A 14,473-nucleotide genomic window follows, 5' to 3' on the forward strand; every position below is an offset into this window, starting at 1 on the left:
GATTATTCTCCTACAACTTTGATATTTTGAATGTAGACATTCACAGTTTGAGCAGTGATTCCAAGTTGGTTCTCTAGGCTAAAGCGAACACGTTCTTGGATGTTTTTTGAAACTTCACTGATTTTTGTACCGTAGCTCAATACAGTATATACATCAACTGCAATACTACCGTCTTCAGCTGTTTTAACGACTACACCTTTTGAATAATTTTCTTTACCTAGAAGGGCTTGGAAATTATCTTTGAGGGCATTTTTACTAGCCATACCGACTACACCAAAAATTTCAGTTGCTGCTCCGCCTACAACAGTAGCGATCACATCATCTGTCAGTTCGACTTGACCATCTTTTGTATTAATTTTTACAGTCATTTTTTTTACCTCAAATAGTTGATACTCTATTTTATCATATTTCAGCCCAACTGTAAAAGCAGAATGATGTATCATCGGATATTTGCTTGATTTTTCAAATGATTTCAGCTTTCGAGCAAAAGAAAAAGACCCTGTAGGTCTTTTCATGTTTATTAAACGCGTTCTACTTTTCCTGATTTCAAAGCACGAGCTGAAGCCCAAACTTTTTTAGGTTTACCATCGATAAGAACAGTAACTTTTTGAAGGTTTGGTTTTACGGCACGTTTAGTTTGGTTCATCGCGTGTGAACGGTTGTTTCCTGATACAGTCTTACGACCTGTAAAGTAACATACTTTAGCCATTGTGTTTTCCTCCTATTAGATCTAATATAGCGGATGTGCTAGCACCACATACCGTACTATGTTATCACACTTTCTCCATTTTGGCAAGGGAATTGGAAGACTTTTTTTATTTGACGTAGACAACACCAAGTTTCCCGAAAGCTACGTCTCCACGGATAATCAAGGTTTTGCTGGTTGGGGCTACAGGAGCATCTGCCTTGGCTGCACCACAGAAAGTTTCCACCTTCAGATCCACTCTCCAGTGTTGGGGCACATAGATAACTGCATTCCCAAATCCGACTTCTATTTTCAAGGTTGCGCTATCGCCTAACATCTCTGCATTGTCATAATAGATTTTGGCATTCCCAAATCCTACTTCAAACTCGTCTTCTACCAATTCTTGGTCCTGCTTGTAAAATGTACCCGCCCCAAAAGCGACTTCCTTGTCTGTCAGAATGGTCTTTTCACCATCATGCCACCATTTTTTCCCATTCCAAGTTCTGTTAGTATGAGTCAGCATACTTACTCCAAGCACGATGAGAACACTCGCCCAGAACAGTGATTGATTGGGAATCGGTAAAATGTCATAAAAATGATTCGCAATCATGAGGGCCACTAGGGCTGTAACGGAGGCTGAAGTGAAATGACGACGAAGGATTGCCTCAACTGATTGATAGGCAAAAAATCCAATACCGATCAAGGGCCAAATTTCCCCTCCAAATGAAGGAATTCCAAAATTCCCCTGTAACAATACTAAAGCTGCCAATACTAGCAACACAATACCAAATGCTTTCTTTTTCATGTTCTTACCTCATGTTTCTTAGATTTTCTTTTAGGAGGGATTGGTAGTGCCGTGACACGTGAACCTCCTTGTGGGTTTGATAAAAGGAAATAGTGCCTGTCCCTGAGAAGGACTTGTCCACCGAGTAAACTTGCCGGATATTGGCAATGGTCGACTTGGATACCCGACTGAAATAACGTGGCAGGATAGACTCCAACTCATAAAGCTTAAGCCGAACCTCGTAGGCCTCTTTCTGGGTATGGGCGTAAATCTTGCTACCTTCCGTCTCAAAGAAGAGGATTTCTGCCAAGTCTAAGTAATACTCACCCGTCCCCTTGTAAAAGATCAACCTAGGAGCCTTGGTTTCTTGCAAGAGTCGTTGCAAGTCAGCTATCTCATCTGTCAGGGCTGCAGCCTTGATGACAATCTCTGTCTCAGTTAATTCACTATCAATCTCGATTCGTAACTTCATCCTATCTCCTTTCTGCATCTACTATACCAAAGCCTAAAAGACTTTACAAGGGCAAAAAAGCAAGTGGTCACTTTTGACCCGTAAGTGGTTACGAGGCCAAGCCCACTTGCTTTGCTTCTTACAAAATAAAGAAAAGAATTCCCCAGATGAGCCCACAGGCATAGCCAACTAGAATATCCTTGGGATAATGAACGCCACCCAAGACTCGCACCAGACCTAGAAGAGCTGATAAGACCAATAAAATCAACCCTGCAGGCAGATTTGCGTGCAGACAAGCCATGGAAATGATAGCCGCTGAAAAGACATGGCGACTGGGCATTGAATTGCCAGAACTGTCCTTGTCCAGTAGCGGGATAATTTCCCAAGCCTCATAAGGACGCGGTTGATTGATCCACTTACGAACTAGCGTCAATAGGACAAAGCCAGAAGCTGGCACTAAGATATAGGTGGCAAATTCTTTCCCCAATCCCTTGCTCATAAAGCTTGTCCCCAACAAGGTCAAGTAAGCTAAGGGCATCAGAACTGTCATCATTCGATTAAAGACTCGCATCAATTGCAATAATTGTGGATGTCGAAGAAGATTTGATTTCCTCTTCTCGTACCACTCTTGATAGTTTTTCATCTGTTTTCTCATTGTTTCTAGATTTTACACAAGAAGCCTGACAGAACGAGTCCGCTAGCATCTCCTACTCTAGTATAGTGCAGAAAAAGAAGGCCGTCAAGCCTTCTGAGATTTATTCTTCTGCTTGGTCTTCTGTAAATTGACTATTGTAGAGGTCTGCATAGAAACCACCCTGAGCCATCAGCTCATCATGATTTCCTTGCTCGATGATATTTCCTTCTTTCATGACCAGAATCAAGTCAGCATTGCGGATTGTTGACAATGACTGCCACCACTACTGCCCAGAGCCAGTATTCTGACTTGCAAGGATTTTACCAATGGCCCAAATAGCCATGATAGGACCACGAGTGACCACTTGGAGTCCCATGGTAAAGAGCATCTGAATCTGCGTGATATCATTAGTCGTCCGAGTCAATAGACTGGGGATTGAAAAACGTTTAAAGACCAACATCGGTTTATCCATTCTTTCTCCCTTCTAAGTAAAAATAGTTCTCATAAGAACATTTAAGTTTCAATGAGAACTATCTAAGCAGAAATTGACATCAGCTCTTATTTTATCTATAATAAACACTATCTCACACCTATAAGAACACTTCCTGATTAGAAATGAGAAACTCACAAATGAAACAAAAAGAAGAAAAAATTTTAGGAATCTTTGCCATCATCTTTGGAACCCTGGCCCTTCTTGGTTCCTGGCTACCAATCATTAGCATTTTAGCCTTTTTCTTTGCCATTATTGCTATAGCCCTAGGCATTTTTGGTATTGGCCTTAATCTCAAAAATCGTAAAATATTGGCTATTATCGGAACAAGCCTAGGTATTCTATCCATTTTTCTTGTCTTAATGGCGCAAGTATTACCTTCTGGTGTCTTTACTGACTTGGCTAAAAACTTTCGTCACCCATATAGAAGTCTGACCTCTTTAACAGAAAATGAGGAATTTGGAAAATTACCAGATTATAGACCAGATGAAGAGGATATCGAAGATACTGATACCTTCTCTTGGACCCAGGAACAGTTTGATGCTTTGATAGAGGGAGACACTGCAAACAGAGGAAAAGGTGGCTCCAACTACAAAGATATCATCAGCAAGCATGGATTACCAGATTCTGAAATTGAGTCAACCTCAGGTGATTACGACATTAAGAAAATCACCTATCTATCCCTCGGTTCAAACACCAAGACAGTCGTACTCACTTTCGCAAAGCAGGAAAACGGCCAGTTTCTTCTCATCCGAAAATTTGCCCTAGGCTTGGATAGAAAAGAGAAAACTGATGATGGGGTGAAAGTTTAACATAACAAAAAAGCGAACAGCTATTAAGCCTGTTCGCTTTTCTATTAGAATCCATCTACATTGGTATAGATTTTTTGGACATCTTCGTCATCTTCAAGAACGCCATAAAGTTTTTCAAAGGTTTCAAGGTCATCCCCTGACAACTCAACCTCTGATTGAGGAATCATCTCAAGTTCTGTTACTTGGAATTCTTCGATACCAGATTCACGCAAAGCCACAATAGCTTTGTGAAGGTCAGTTGGAGCTGTGTAAACAGTGATTGTTCCTTCTTCTGCTTCTACATCGTCTACATCGACATCTGCTTCAAGCAAGAGCTCAAAGATAGCATCAGCGTCGTCACCAGCAAATACGATGACACCCTTGTTGTCAAAGAGGTAAGATACTGAACCTGAAGCTCCCATGTTACCACCGTTTTTACCAAAGGCAGCACGGACATTGGCTGCTGTACGGTTAACGTTTGAAGTCAAGGTATCAACGATGAGCATTGAACCATTTGGCCCAAAGCCTTCGTAACGTCCTTCTGTAAAAGTTTCGTCTGTATTTCCTTTAGCCTTATCCAGAGCCTTATCAATAACGTGTTTTGGCACTTGCGCTTGTTTAGCACGGTCAATAACGAATTTCAAAGCTGAGTTTGATTCTGGATCTGGATCACCTTTTTTAGCTGCTACATAGATTTCTACACCAAATTTTGCATATACTTTAGAGTTAGCTCCATCTTTAGCCGTTTTCTTGGCTACGATATTGGCCCATTTACGTCCCATTAGGAATCTCCTTTTTTCACATTTTAATCTTTCTTATTATAACACAAGTCTAGTCGATTTTCACTAGAGGAAATGGATTTTTCTTTTATAAATGAAGCTAGGATTGTCCGCCGACAGCCAAGATTTTCTTGCCTTCTTTTATCCAAGGGTGCTGAGAGAGTGAGATATAAAGCTGTGCAGTCATAACAAGCCAAAGTAGCGGCTCACATAGAATCACACCTGTATAACCTGCCCATGGAATAATCCAAGCGACGAAAACAATTTTCCCGATAAATTCGATAAAACTAGATATGAGGGGTAAGAGTTTTTGACCGAGTCCCTGCAAACTATTTCTATAAATCAACAAAAGACTCAAAAACGGATAGAAAACAGAACTAATACGTAGGTACAAGGTCCCATTTTCAATCAAGTAACCATCTGTTGAACTCGCTAAGAAAGAAACTAGGCTAGGACTTGCAAAAAATAGGAACACACAAGCAAAGGTTGCCCAAGCCATACTCAAATAGCTCCCTAAACGAAGACCTTGGACGATACGATCTGGACGTTTTGCCCCAAAGTTTTGAGAGATAAAAGTCGTCATAGAAGCCGAAATTGCCGTCATTGGCAATAGAGCAAAGGCCATGATTCTACGTGCTGCCGTTTGGGCACTGATAATAACTGCTCCAAAGCCATTAACAGAGGATTGCAAGATGACACTTCCGACAGAGACGATTGAACCCATCAGCCCCATGGCTAGCCCCTGCTCCAAGAGATCAACATAGAGAGCCTTGTTCCATTTGAAATGCTTAAGTTCTGGAAGAAGCTCTGGAACACTCTTGCGGATATAGAAATAACAGAGAATAGCGGACAAACCTTGCGAGATGATAGTTGCAAGACCTGCAGATTGAACCCCCAACTGCAGTTGTGTAATAAAATATAAATCTAGAATGACATTAACAATGGCTGAAAAGATAAGAAAAGCAAGTGCCGCAAGGCTATCACCAATCGAGCGTAGTAATCCTGCAAAGAGATTATAAGCAAAGCTAACTCCCACGCAGCTAACAATCATTGAGATGTATTCATAGGATTGGGGGAGGATTTCTGCAGGTGTTTCGAGATATTGTAAGAGCGGATAAAGGCCGAAGAAACCCATCAGCATGACAAGAGCACTCAGGATTGCACCTAAAATCCAAGTCGCTGCGACAGCCTCTTTAATCTTTGTGAAATTACGAGCACCATAAAGCCGAGCAATAACAACTCCCATCCCATTTCCGACTCCGAGAGCAAAGCCAATAATCAAATCAAAAATAGCTGTCGTAGCTCCGACTGCCGCCAAGGAATTTTGTCCCAAAAAACGCCCAACAATCAAAATATCAGCTGTATTGTAGAGTTGCTGAAAGATATTGGACAGTAAAATCGGTAATGCAAAACTAATCAGTGAAGGAAGAATGGGACCATGAATCAAGTCCACCGTTGATTTTTTATTCATAAGGCTATTATATCAGCTTTCAAGTTGAGGAACAAGGAAGTTTCCTTAAGAAAGCGTTGCCTATATGTAAACAATCTGGTATAATCGTGACAGAAAAGGAGGGTATGTATGAGCTTAACAAGTCAGTTAATTACAGATGTATTCCCAGACCTTGAGAAAGTGGAACAATTAAACAAGGAGGCCTTCCCTGAAGAAGAACGCGTCTCTTTGGAGGAATTTTTAAGTTACCAGGATAGAGATGACGCCCACTTTTTCGCCTTTTATAACGAAGAAGAATTTGTCGGCTTCGCTTTTGCCATTTCTAATCAAAAAGCTTTCTACATTAGCTTCTTTGCCATTATGCCCCATCTCCGTAGCCATGGATACGGGAGAGAAATCATTGAAAAACTCATTGATTTTTACCAGCGTACCATGATTCTTGAAGTGGAGCGATTAGACGAAGACTGTGACAATCTCGAACAAAGAAAAGCCCGCATGGACTTTTACTTACAAAATGGCTTTAAAACTGCCAACGCCTTCTTGGAATACGAGGGAATGAGTTTCGAAATTCTCTATCGTGGCGACCACTTTGATGAAGAGGCCTATCGGAACATCTTTCAAAAATTGCAAGAAGAGAACTACTTCGACTTTCGTATCGAATACCGACGCTTTAGTGACCACTAGTCATCATGAAACAAAAAGTAGCAGTTTTACTGCTACTTTTCTTTTTATTCTTCAATTTCGATTTCAAGAGCGTCGCCCAAATCAAGTGTTACTTCTTGGTTAGAATCTGCATCAGCTGCTGCACTTGCTTTAGAACCTTCTTCCTCTTCAATTAAACCATATTGAACACGAACTTGGTGGTCAATTTCATCAAAGATTTCTGGGTGATCTGCCAAGTATTTCTTAGCATTCTCAGAACCTTGTCCGATTTTTTCACCCTTGTATGAGTACCAAGCACCTGCTTTTTGGATAATATCCAAATCACTAGCAATCTTCAAGAGTTCACCAGTTCTAGAAATCCCTTCACCATACATGATTTCAACAAGAGCTTCTTTGAACGGTGGAGCTACCTTGTTTTTCACAACTTTAATCTTAGTTTCTTTACCAACGTTCGTATCTTTTTGATCACCAGTTCCCTTGATTTGTGTACTTCCACGCACATCCAAACGGACTGAAGCATAGAATTTAAGGGCGCGTCCACCAGGAGTTGTTTCTGGATTTCCAAACATAACCCCTACTTTTTCACGCAACTGGTTGATGAAGATAGCAATTGTCTTTGTCTTGTTGATAGAGGCACCGAGTTTACGCATAGCTTGGCTCATCATACGAGCTTGAAGACCAACGTGGCTATCTCCGATATCTCCATCGATTTCCGCACGAGGTACAAGAGCTGCAACTGAGTCAATAACCACAAGGTCAACCGCACCTGAATCGATCAATTTCCCTGCAATTTCAAGACCTTGCTCACCTGAGTCTGGTTGTGACAAGAGCAATTCGTCAATGTTAACCCCAAGAGCTGCTGCATAGGCCGGGTCAAGAGCGTGTTCCGCATCGATAAAGGCTGCAATTCCACCTTCTTTTTGTGCTTGCGCTACAGCGTGAAGGGCTACTGTTGTCTTACCTGATGATTCTGGACCATAGATTTCGATGATACGTCCCTTAGGATAACCACCTGAACCGAGTGCAATATCAAGTGCCAAAGAGCCTGAACTCATCACTTGCACTTTTTGTTCTGCTCGCTCACCCAAGCGCATGATTGAACCCTTACCGAAGTCTTTTTCAATCAATTTAAGGGCATCATTCAAAGCTTTTTCACGATCAGCTCCAAATTTTTTCCCAATTTCATCTAATTTTTTTGTTGGTTTTTTCGCCATTTTGTTCTCCTATATTTTTTAATTCTTAGAACCTTCTTCTATTATATCAAAAGTCAGTCACTTAATAAAGCTTTGCGAACTAAGTTAAAAGCATGCATGACTGCAATTTTACGAACATCTGCTCGACTTCTTCCAGCTATATTGACCTGAACAACTTCTGTGCCTGATGCTTGAGATAAACCGATAAAAATTGTACCAGCAGGATGCCCTTCTAGACTATCCGGACCAGCCACTCCTGTCAAGCTAACTCCAAAGTCTGATTGAGTTTTAAGCCGTGCCTGATCTGCCATTTTTTCCGCCGTAAAGGCTGAGACAACTCCATGTTTTTCCAACTCTACTTGTGGAATATCTAACATCTTAGCCTTTTCTTCCAGACTATAAGTGACAAAACCACCTTTAAAGATAGCTGACACTCCCGAAAAGTCTGCCAAAGTTGCTTGAAAAAGCCCTGCTGTCAAACTTTCCGCAGCCGTTATGGTTTTATGCTGCTTTTTCAACTCCTCAACAACTACACTAGCTAGACTCGCTTCCTCACCATAACCATAGCAGATATCCTTTAAAGCAACACCTTCAAAAGTCTGGCGTGCAAGGATCTTTTCCTCCAGATTATCTAAGGCCTTTTGAGCATCGTCTTGACTAGTGGCCTTGGTTGACAAGCGTAGAGTCACTTCTCCTATTTTTGCATAAGGTGCTAGAGTTGGATCAGTCTGCTCTTCAATTAAGTCCGACAAAATCGTTACTAGCTGGCTCTCGCCAATGCCAAAGAAACGTAGCACACGTGAGTACAACTTAGCTCCAGTTGTCAATCTCGGAAGCAATTCATTTAAAACCATGGGTTTTAGTTCGCTTGGTGGCCCTGGTAGGACGACATAGGTCACGCCAGCCACCTCAATCATACCTCCGACTGCTAGTCCTGTTTCATTAGGTAGCGGGATTGAACCCTCAACGATTTGAGCTTGGCGTTCATTATTTGGAGTTCGGGCATAGTCCGGTCGATGAGCAAAAAAGTCATCTAGTTTAGCCTGCGCTTGAGCATCAAAAGTTAAATCACGCCCTAGAAATTGTGCCAAGGTTTGTTTGGTCAAGTCATCCTCTGTCGGTCCCAGTCCTCCTGTTAGGATAACCAGATTGCTACGATTCTTAGCAATCTCCAACAAGGATAAGATACGAGACTCATTATCTCCTACAGCCGTTTGGAAGTAGACATCAACACCGATTTCAGCCAACTTTTCAGATAAGAACTGAGCATTGGTATTGACAATTTGACCTGTTAGAATCTCTGTTCCAACAGCTATGATTTCCGCTTTCATTTTTTCCTCCTACCTATCTATTCGGATTTCTTTGAAAAAATCGCAGGAAAATTCCTACGATTTTAGTTTTCATTTCTTATTGTTCTTGTTGGCCTTGTTGCCCTTGTTGTTCTTGATCTGCAACAGAACCAGTTGTTTGTGGTAAACGCCCATAAATATTTTCATACAAGACTACATTTGTCTCCAATTCGGTCACTTCTGGCTTATCCAATGAACGACGTAAAAGATTTTGCATCTCTAACATATGCTCAGATGTCACGATTTGGTAAGATATTCCGTCAATCATTGCATCCTCTCCACGTAATTGCTGAGACTCAATATTCTTAAAGGAATCTTGGTAGCCCATCAACTGAGGAATCGTTGTTGTCGTAATCTCGATATTTGTCTGCATGTTATCGCTAAGAGCCTTCAAAATTTCTTGATAGTGGCTGACACTATTCAAACTAAGAATTTTTTCAACAATCTTTTGGATGACTTCGCGCTGACGTTTCTGACGACCGTAGTCTCCCTCTGGATCCTGATAGCGCATGCGTGAATATACTAGCGCCTCGTCACCATTTAGGGTTTGTTCCCCAACACCGATAGAAATCGTGTTAAATGGTTCCTGGTCTTGGATAGAGATTGGGAAACCTAGAGTGTTGTTTACTGTGATACCTCCGACAGCGTCAACCATTCTTTGAAGACCGTGCATATTGACCATCACATAGCGGTCAATATGGATATTCATCATTTTTTGAATGGTCGAAATGGCAAGCTCTGCCCCACCATCAGCATAGGCAGCGTTGAGTTTAGCTTCTCTAACACTACCATCTGGTTGTTGGATTTGTGTCAGAATATCACGTTCCAAACTCATCATAACGACTTTCTTGGTTTTAGGATTCACTGTTACCAAAATCATTGAATCACTATTTCCTGCCCATGGATCTGTACGTTCAACATTCCCCGTATCAACCCCCATCAATAGGATTGTCAATGGTTCAGTTGCCTCGATAACCTTGGTTTCTTCTCCGATTTGTTTATAAGTTTTGGCTAAAGTCTGTGTACTTTGTTGGTAGATAGTATAGGCATAAGCTCCCACACCAAGCACCGTCACAAGAACAAAGCCTAAAAACATTCCGATTATTTTTTTTGCCATATATTTATTCGTCTATCAGTCGACCCATCAGGTAAACATCAAGAAACTCTCCTCCTTCTATACAAGCGCCGCGTTCCTGCTGGCCTTCAATGATGAAGCCCAGCTTTTTATATAGATGAACAGCTGCCAGATTTCGTTTTTGAACTGTCAATTGTAAGCGTCGAATACTTCCGCTCGATTGGGCCCACTCAATAGCTTCTTCCATCAAGATACTACCAAGACCATTTCCCCAATAGGCTTTTTTGATACCCAAAAAGATATCTCCAATATGCCGAACTCGCGGACGTTGATCAGCCGTTATATTGATCACTCCTGCCAATTCTTCATTTAAATAAGCTAGTAAAGTAATCTGATTATCCGACTGGGCCTGCTTGTTAATAAAACGTTGCATCTCTGATTCACTCATTGCAATTCCATTTTCATCCAGACTGGTAAAACTAGATTCATGACCAATCTGATCCAAAAGTGCAATAAGTTCTGTAGCATCCTCAACTTCTGCTTCACGAATTAATAAATCATACTCCATCTGTCAACCTCTGCAAGAGTTCTGCTGCTCGTTGACCGTGGGCATGAAAGACAATCTCGCGCCCCTCACCGTCTTTAAGAATTTCTAATTCCAGATAGTCTGATGGGAGAGCCTCGCCTAATAGGTGTCCCCACTCAATAACCGTCACACCAGAACCAAAAAGAAATTCATCAAGGTCGATTGAATCTGCATCTCCTTCGATGCGGTAAACATCCAAGTGATATAAGGGTAGGCGTCCTTCATATTCTCGAACAATGGTATAAGTAGGACTTTTGATCATTTGATGAATCCCTAGTCCTTTAGCTAGACCTTTTGTTAATGTGGTTTTTCCAGCACCTAATTCACCAGTTAAAATCAATACATCATTTTTTTCAAGTAGACTACCCAACTCTTGTCCAAGAGCGATTAGTTCATCTTCATTTTTTATGTGCATGTTATTATTATACCAAAAAGTTTTCTTTTGCGACATTTCTAGTAATAAAAAAAGAGGAGTTTCCTCCTTCTTTTTTAAAGTTTTTATCTTTAGTTTAGAGCCATGCTAATGTAGTTCAAGATGAACAGAGCGTCTAAAATCCAAATCATGACATGCACTTCCTTAACTTGACCTTTAACAATCTTCGCTAAAGTGTAAGTTAGGAAACCAACAGCAATCCCTTGTGTAATGGAGTAACTGAATCCCATAAAGATAGATGTGAAGAAGGCTGGAATAGCTTCTGACATATCATCCCAAGGAATGTTTTTCAAGTTAGAGAGCATCATAATTCCGACGATAATCAAAATTGGTGCTGTCGCAGCTGAAGGCACAATGGCAAGAAGTGGGCTAAAGAAGCTTGATAGAGCAAAACAGATAGCAACAACTAAGGCTGTCAATCCAGTACGTCCACCAGCACCGATCCCTGCTGCTGACTCAATATAAGTTGTAACGTTTGAAGTACCTGCAATGGCACCAACTGATGTCGCCACCAAGTCAGAATATAGAGCCTTATCCAATTTAGCTGATTCATTGTTCTCACCACTTGATGCGATGATCCCAACTTTTTCACCTGTACCGATAAGAGTACCAATTGTATCAAAAATATCAGTCAATGAGAAGGCAAGAATGGCCATCAAGGTTTCAGGTAAACGTGAAGTATTTGAAATCAGAGAACCCAAACCTTCTGAACCAAGGGCTGCACCAAATAAAGTTCCTAGGTCATTAACTGCTGCTGAAAGATTGTTGCTAGCAAAATCGATTCCTGACAAATTAACAAGACCAACCGCAATCGCAAGAACTGTAGTAGTCAAAATAGAAAGAATGATCCCACCTTTAATACCTTTGACAACAAAGAAGATTGTAATGGCAAGACCTGCAATAGCTACCAATACTGCTGGAGTATTGAAATCTACCAATCCTGGAACAGCTGCTGCATTTGCAGTAATCGCTGCTTGAGCCTTATCTGCTCCTTCACCTGCTACAGTATAAGTCCCTGGGTCAATTGAGAATTTCAAGAGACCAGCATTTTTAATACCAACATAGGCAAGGAAAACACCAATACCAGCTGAAATTGCTGAACGAAGAGTTGAAGGAATAGACTCAATGATCATTTTACGAACATTGGTTAATGTGATAATCAGTGAAATAATCCCACAGATGAAAACCATACCAAGAGCTTCTTTCCAAGTATAGCCCATTCCGAATACAACCGTAAATGTAAAGAAAGCATTAAGTCCCATACCAGGAGCTTGTGCGTATGGCAAGTTAGCATAGAAAGCCATCATCAAAGTTCCTACTACAGAACCGATGATTGTTGCCAAGAATACACCCTGAACAGGCATTCCTGTTTGCGAAAGCATTTGAGGGTTTACAAAGAGAATATAACTCATTGCAAAGAAAGTTGTTAAACCAGCAAGCACCTCTGTACGGACATCTGTCCCGTGCTCTTTTAGTTTAAATAATTTGTCCATTTTTAATCTCCTTTGTCATTTTACGAACAATATGACTATTATATCATCAATCATTCACATTTTCAAGCTGTTTTTCCTATTTTTAAAAATTCTTAAAGGATATGATTCTTCTTATTTTTGCTTATAGTCAGCTTTTCTTTCAGCTTTTTGATATAATAGGAAACATCTTATCTGAAACTAAATTCGGGAGGATTTTATGACTAAAAAAATGATTGCCGTGGACTTAGACGGTACCTTACTTAATGGAGAAAGCAAACTCACTGACTTTACAAAAGAAACCATTAAAAAAATTTCTAAGAAAGGCCACCATGTGGTTATCGCAACCGGTCGCCCATATCGTATGGCCAAAGATTTTTATGACCAACTTGAACTTGAAACTCCTATGATTAACTTCAACGGTTCGCTCACTCACCTGCCTGGTAGGGCTTGGAAACATGAAAAATGCCTTACTGTGGACAAAAAATATCTCTTGGATATCGTAAAACGAAAAGAGGATATCGAGGCAGACTTTATCGCAGGTGAATACCGTAAAAAGTTTTACATTACAGCACCAGACAAGGAAATTGCAGATCCTAAATTGTTTGGTGTTGAAAACTTTCGCCCTGAAAATCAATTCAAGTCTAACTTAGTGACTAAGGGGCCTAACTGTATTTTATTACAAACTAGGGCAGACGATAAATATGCACTAGCAGAAGAGATGACTAGTTTTTACAAGCATCAGCTTAATATCAATACTTGGGGCGGTCCCTTGAACATTCTTGAATGTACTACAAAAGGTGTTCACAAGGCCTTTGCCCTTGAATACCTCCTCAATGTCATGAATATAGACAGACAGAACCTGATTGCCTTTGGTGACGAACACAATGACCAAGAAATGCTCTCCTTTGCAGGTAGAGGATATGCCATGAAAAATGCTAATCCCGCTCTACTTTCTTTCGCAGATGAGCAATTACCACTAACCAACGAAGAAGACGGAGTCGCTCACTTTTTACAAGAGCAGTTCCTTTAATAAAAACTATCCCTCCATACTTTTTTGGTAGAAAATAGCTACCTTAATCGTATGGATTTTTTATGCCAAAAATCGATTAAAGAAAAAAGGACCCGAATCCGTGTTAACGAGATTCAAATCCTTACAAAAGATGTCTATTTTTTTAGAACGATACGATCAGAAATTTCGCGATCCATATCATCAATGATCATTTGATTGCCATCAGCTACATAAACCTTGATATCATCTCCAATAAAGACTCTCTGACTTTCTGGTTCGAAGGTGACCTTTTTAATTTCCTGATCACCATCAGCTTCAACTTCTGTCCATGTTCCAGTATTACCAGTAACTACGAGAGTAATGCTATCTCCCTCATCTTGCCCTTTATAGGTCCCATCAATGTTCGTTACTGAGCTAGCCGTCGAACTAGAAACGGTCGTTTCTGCTGACTGAGCAGTCGTTACTTCCGTACTAGTACTTGCTTGAGTTGAAGGAGCTGCCTGCTCTTTTGGCGAACATGCAACTAAGAGACTAAGACTTGCCAAAGAAGCAAGAGAAAGTGTGAATTTTTTTAGTGACATGATGGCTCCTTTCTTTTAGTGGCTTAAAATCAGAATAACCCTGCCGAA

The 14,473-nt window shown here is 40.7% G+C and carries 17 protein-coding genes and 2 pseudogenes; 3 read left to right on the forward strand and 16 right to left on the reverse strand.

Features of this window, described 5'->3' with window-relative positions:
* Positions 1-2 precede the first annotated feature (2 nt).
* From M1F91_RS07105 to M1F91_RS07135, 7 genes and pseudogenes are all read right to left on the reverse strand, one after another.
* The gene (locus tag M1F91_RS07105; protein ID WP_247913148.1) at positions 3-368 is read right to left on the reverse strand and encodes an Asp23/Gls24 family envelope stress response protein; all 366 of its coding nucleotides are present in this window, start codon (positions 366-368) and stop codon (positions 3-5) included.
* 152 nt (positions 369-520) lie between these two features.
* Entirely contained in the window at positions 521-709 is a 189-nt protein-coding gene (rpmB, locus tag M1F91_RS07110) for a 50S ribosomal protein L28 (RefSeq protein ID WP_001140948.1), read from the reverse strand.
* Between the two features lie 106 nt (positions 710-815).
* The gene (locus M1F91_RS07115) at positions 816-1,490 is read right to left on the reverse strand and encodes a hypothetical protein (RefSeq protein WP_247913149.1); all 675 of its coding nucleotides are present in this window, start codon (positions 1,488-1,490) and stop codon (positions 816-818) included.
* 4 nt (positions 1,491-1,494) lie between these two features.
* Positions 1,495-1,941, reverse strand: a complete 447-nt coding sequence (locus tag M1F91_RS07120; RefSeq protein WP_004250544.1) for a LytTR family DNA-binding domain-containing protein — start codon at positions 1,939-1,941, stop codon at positions 1,495-1,497.
* A 118-nt stretch (positions 1,942-2,059) separates the two neighbouring features.
* Entirely contained in the window at positions 2,060-2,563 is a 504-nt protein-coding gene (locus M1F91_RS07125) for a phosphatase PAP2 family protein (protein WP_247913150.1), read from the reverse strand.
* Positions 2,564-2,675: 112 nt separating this feature from the next.
* Positions 2,676-2,825: pseudogene (locus M1F91_RS07130) on the reverse strand (ABC transporter ATP-binding protein); the annotation flags it as partial.
* Positions 2,818-3,002 (reverse strand): annotated as a pseudogene (locus M1F91_RS07135) (ABC transporter ATP-binding protein); the annotation flags it as partial. The pseudogenes M1F91_RS07130 and M1F91_RS07135, both read right to left, overlap by 8 nt.
* Before the next feature lie 182 nt (positions 3,003-3,184).
* Here M1F91_RS07135 and M1F91_RS07140 point away from each other — a divergent pair.
* The gene (locus M1F91_RS07140) at positions 3,185-3,856 is read left to right on the forward strand and encodes a CD20-like domain-containing protein (RefSeq protein ID WP_247913151.1); all 672 of its coding nucleotides are present in this window, start codon (positions 3,185-3,187) and stop codon (positions 3,854-3,856) included.
* A 44-nt stretch (positions 3,857-3,900) separates the two neighbouring features.
* Here M1F91_RS07140 and M1F91_RS07145 read toward each other — a convergent pair whose 3' ends face one another.
* A complete protein-coding gene (locus M1F91_RS07145) occupies positions 3,901-4,617 on the reverse strand; it encodes a YebC/PmpR family DNA-binding transcriptional regulator (RefSeq protein ID WP_074324471.1) in 717 nt (238 codons plus the stop codon).
* 97 nt (positions 4,618-4,714) lie between these two features.
* Positions 4,715-6,085, reverse strand: a complete 1,371-nt coding sequence (locus tag M1F91_RS07150; RefSeq protein ID WP_247913152.1) for an MATE family efflux transporter — start codon at positions 6,083-6,085, stop codon at positions 4,715-4,717.
* A gap of 108 nt (positions 6,086-6,193) precedes the next feature.
* On the opposite strand from M1F91_RS07150, the gene M1F91_RS07155 reads away from it, so the two are divergent.
* Positions 6,194-6,748: a GNAT family N-acetyltransferase gene (locus tag M1F91_RS07155; RefSeq protein WP_247913153.1), complete on the forward strand. Its 555-nt coding sequence runs from the start codon at positions 6,194-6,196 to the stop codon at positions 6,746-6,748.
* 44 nt (positions 6,749-6,792) lie between these two features.
* Here M1F91_RS07155 and recA read toward each other — a convergent pair whose 3' ends face one another.
* The 6 genes from recA to M1F91_RS07185 form a co-directional block, all read right to left on the reverse strand.
* Positions 6,793-7,941, reverse strand: a complete 1,149-nt coding sequence (gene recA / locus M1F91_RS07160) for a recombinase RecA (protein ID WP_006149228.1) — start codon at positions 7,939-7,941, stop codon at positions 6,793-6,795.
* A 53-nt stretch (positions 7,942-7,994) separates the two neighbouring features.
* Positions 7,995-9,251 carry a competence/damage-inducible protein A gene (locus M1F91_RS07165; protein WP_247913154.1) on the reverse strand — a complete coding sequence of 419 codons (1,257 nt, stop codon included), beginning with the start codon at positions 9,249-9,251 and terminating at the stop codon, positions 7,995-7,997.
* 76 nt (positions 9,252-9,327) lie between these two features.
* Positions 9,328-10,386 carry an LCP family protein gene (locus M1F91_RS07170; protein ID WP_223334105.1) on the reverse strand — a complete coding sequence of 353 codons (1,059 nt, stop codon included), beginning with the start codon at positions 10,384-10,386 and terminating at the stop codon, positions 9,328-9,330.
* A 4-nt stretch (positions 10,387-10,390) separates the two neighbouring features.
* On the reverse strand, positions 10,391-10,912 hold the full coding sequence (locus M1F91_RS07175; RefSeq protein ID WP_074324467.1) for a GNAT family protein: 522 nt from the start codon (positions 10,910-10,912) through the stop codon (positions 10,391-10,393).
* Positions 10,902-11,345 carry a tRNA (adenosine(37)-N6)-threonylcarbamoyltransferase complex ATPase subunit type 1 TsaE gene (tsaE, locus tag M1F91_RS07180; RefSeq protein ID WP_247913155.1) on the reverse strand — a complete coding sequence of 148 codons (444 nt, stop codon included), beginning with the start codon at positions 11,343-11,345 and terminating at the stop codon, positions 10,902-10,904. Before tsaE ends, M1F91_RS07175 begins: the two co-directional genes overlap by 11 nt.
* Positions 11,346-11,434: 89 nt before the next feature.
* Entirely contained in the window at positions 11,435-12,856 is a 1,422-nt protein-coding gene (locus tag M1F91_RS07185) for an NCS2 family permease (protein WP_006152781.1), read from the reverse strand.
* A gap of 196 nt (positions 12,857-13,052) precedes the next feature.
* Between M1F91_RS07185 and M1F91_RS07190 the strand changes: the two genes are divergently transcribed.
* Complete coding sequence (locus tag M1F91_RS07190; RefSeq protein WP_247913156.1) at positions 13,053-13,865, forward strand: Cof-type HAD-IIB family hydrolase; 813 nt, start codon at positions 13,053-13,055, stop codon at positions 13,863-13,865.
* A gap of 134 nt (positions 13,866-13,999) precedes the next feature.
* Here the strand turns inward: M1F91_RS07190 and M1F91_RS07195 are convergent, their stop codons facing one another.
* Positions 14,000-14,425, reverse strand: coding sequence for an SP_0198 family lipoprotein (locus tag M1F91_RS07195; RefSeq protein WP_247913157.1), 426 nt, complete (start codon positions 14,423-14,425; stop codon positions 14,000-14,002).
* Positions 14,426-14,473: the final 48 nt, after the last annotated feature.

Source organism: Streptococcus sp. oral taxon 431 (assembly GCF_023110115.1).
In the GTDB taxonomy this organism is placed as follows: domain Bacteria; phylum Bacillota; class Bacilli; order Lactobacillales; family Streptococcaceae; genus Streptococcus.

What these genes read in the sequence shown, in the direction of transcription:
- M1F91_RS07105 (WP_247913148.1), bottom strand. Translation starts at nt 368, where the DNA reads ATGACTGTAAAAATTAATACAAAAGATGGTCAAGTCGAACTGACAGAT.
- rpmB (WP_001140948.1), bottom strand. Translation starts at nt 709, where the DNA reads ATGGCTAAAGTATGTTACTTTACAGGTCGTAAGACTGTATCAGGAAAC.
- M1F91_RS07115 (WP_247913149.1), bottom strand. Translation starts at nt 1,490, where the DNA reads ATGAAAAAGAAAGCATTTGGTATTGTGTTGCTAGTATTGGCAGCTTTA.
- M1F91_RS07120 (WP_004250544.1), bottom strand. Translation starts at nt 1,941, where the DNA reads ATGAAGTTACGAATCGAGATTGATAGTGAATTAACTGAGACAGAGATT.
- M1F91_RS07125 (WP_247913150.1), bottom strand. Translation starts at nt 2,563, where the DNA reads ATGAAAAACTATCAAGAGTGGTACGAGAAGAGGAAATCAAATCTTCTT.
- M1F91_RS07140 (WP_247913151.1), top strand. Translation starts at nt 3,185, where the DNA reads ATGAAACAAAAAGAAGAAAAAATTTTAGGAATCTTTGCCATCATCTTT.
- M1F91_RS07145 (WP_074324471.1), bottom strand. Translation starts at nt 4,617, where the DNA reads ATGGGACGTAAATGGGCCAATATCGTAGCCAAGAAAACGGCTAAAGAT.
- M1F91_RS07150 (WP_247913152.1), bottom strand. Translation starts at nt 6,085, where the DNA reads ATGAATAAAAAATCAACGGTGGACTTGATTCATGGTCCCATTCTTCCT.
- M1F91_RS07155 (WP_247913153.1), top strand. Translation starts at nt 6,194, where the DNA reads ATGAGCTTAACAAGTCAGTTAATTACAGATGTATTCCCAGACCTTGAG.
- recA (WP_006149228.1), bottom strand. Translation starts at nt 7,941, where the DNA reads ATGGCGAAAAAACCAACAAAAAAATTAGATGAAATTGGGAAAAAATTT.
- M1F91_RS07165 (WP_247913154.1), bottom strand. Translation starts at nt 9,251, where the DNA reads ATGAAAGCGGAAATCATAGCTGTTGGAACAGAGATTCTAACAGGTCAA.
- M1F91_RS07170 (WP_223334105.1), bottom strand. Translation starts at nt 10,386, where the DNA reads ATGGCAAAAAAAATAATCGGAATGTTTTTAGGCTTTGTTCTTGTGACG.
- M1F91_RS07175 (WP_074324467.1), bottom strand. Translation starts at nt 10,912, where the DNA reads ATGGAGTATGATTTATTAATTCGTGAAGCAGAAGTTGAGGATGCTACA.
- tsaE (WP_247913155.1), bottom strand. Translation starts at nt 11,345, where the DNA reads ATGCACATAAAAAATGAAGATGAACTAATCGCTCTTGGACAAGAGTTG.
- M1F91_RS07185 (WP_006152781.1), bottom strand. Translation starts at nt 12,856, where the DNA reads ATGGACAAATTATTTAAACTAAAAGAGCACGGGACAGATGTCCGTACA.
- M1F91_RS07190 (WP_247913156.1), top strand. Translation starts at nt 13,053, where the DNA reads ATGACTAAAAAAATGATTGCCGTGGACTTAGACGGTACCTTACTTAAT.
- M1F91_RS07195 (WP_247913157.1), bottom strand. Translation starts at nt 14,425, where the DNA reads ATGTCACTAAAAAAATTCACACTTTCTCTTGCTTCTTTGGCAAGTCTT.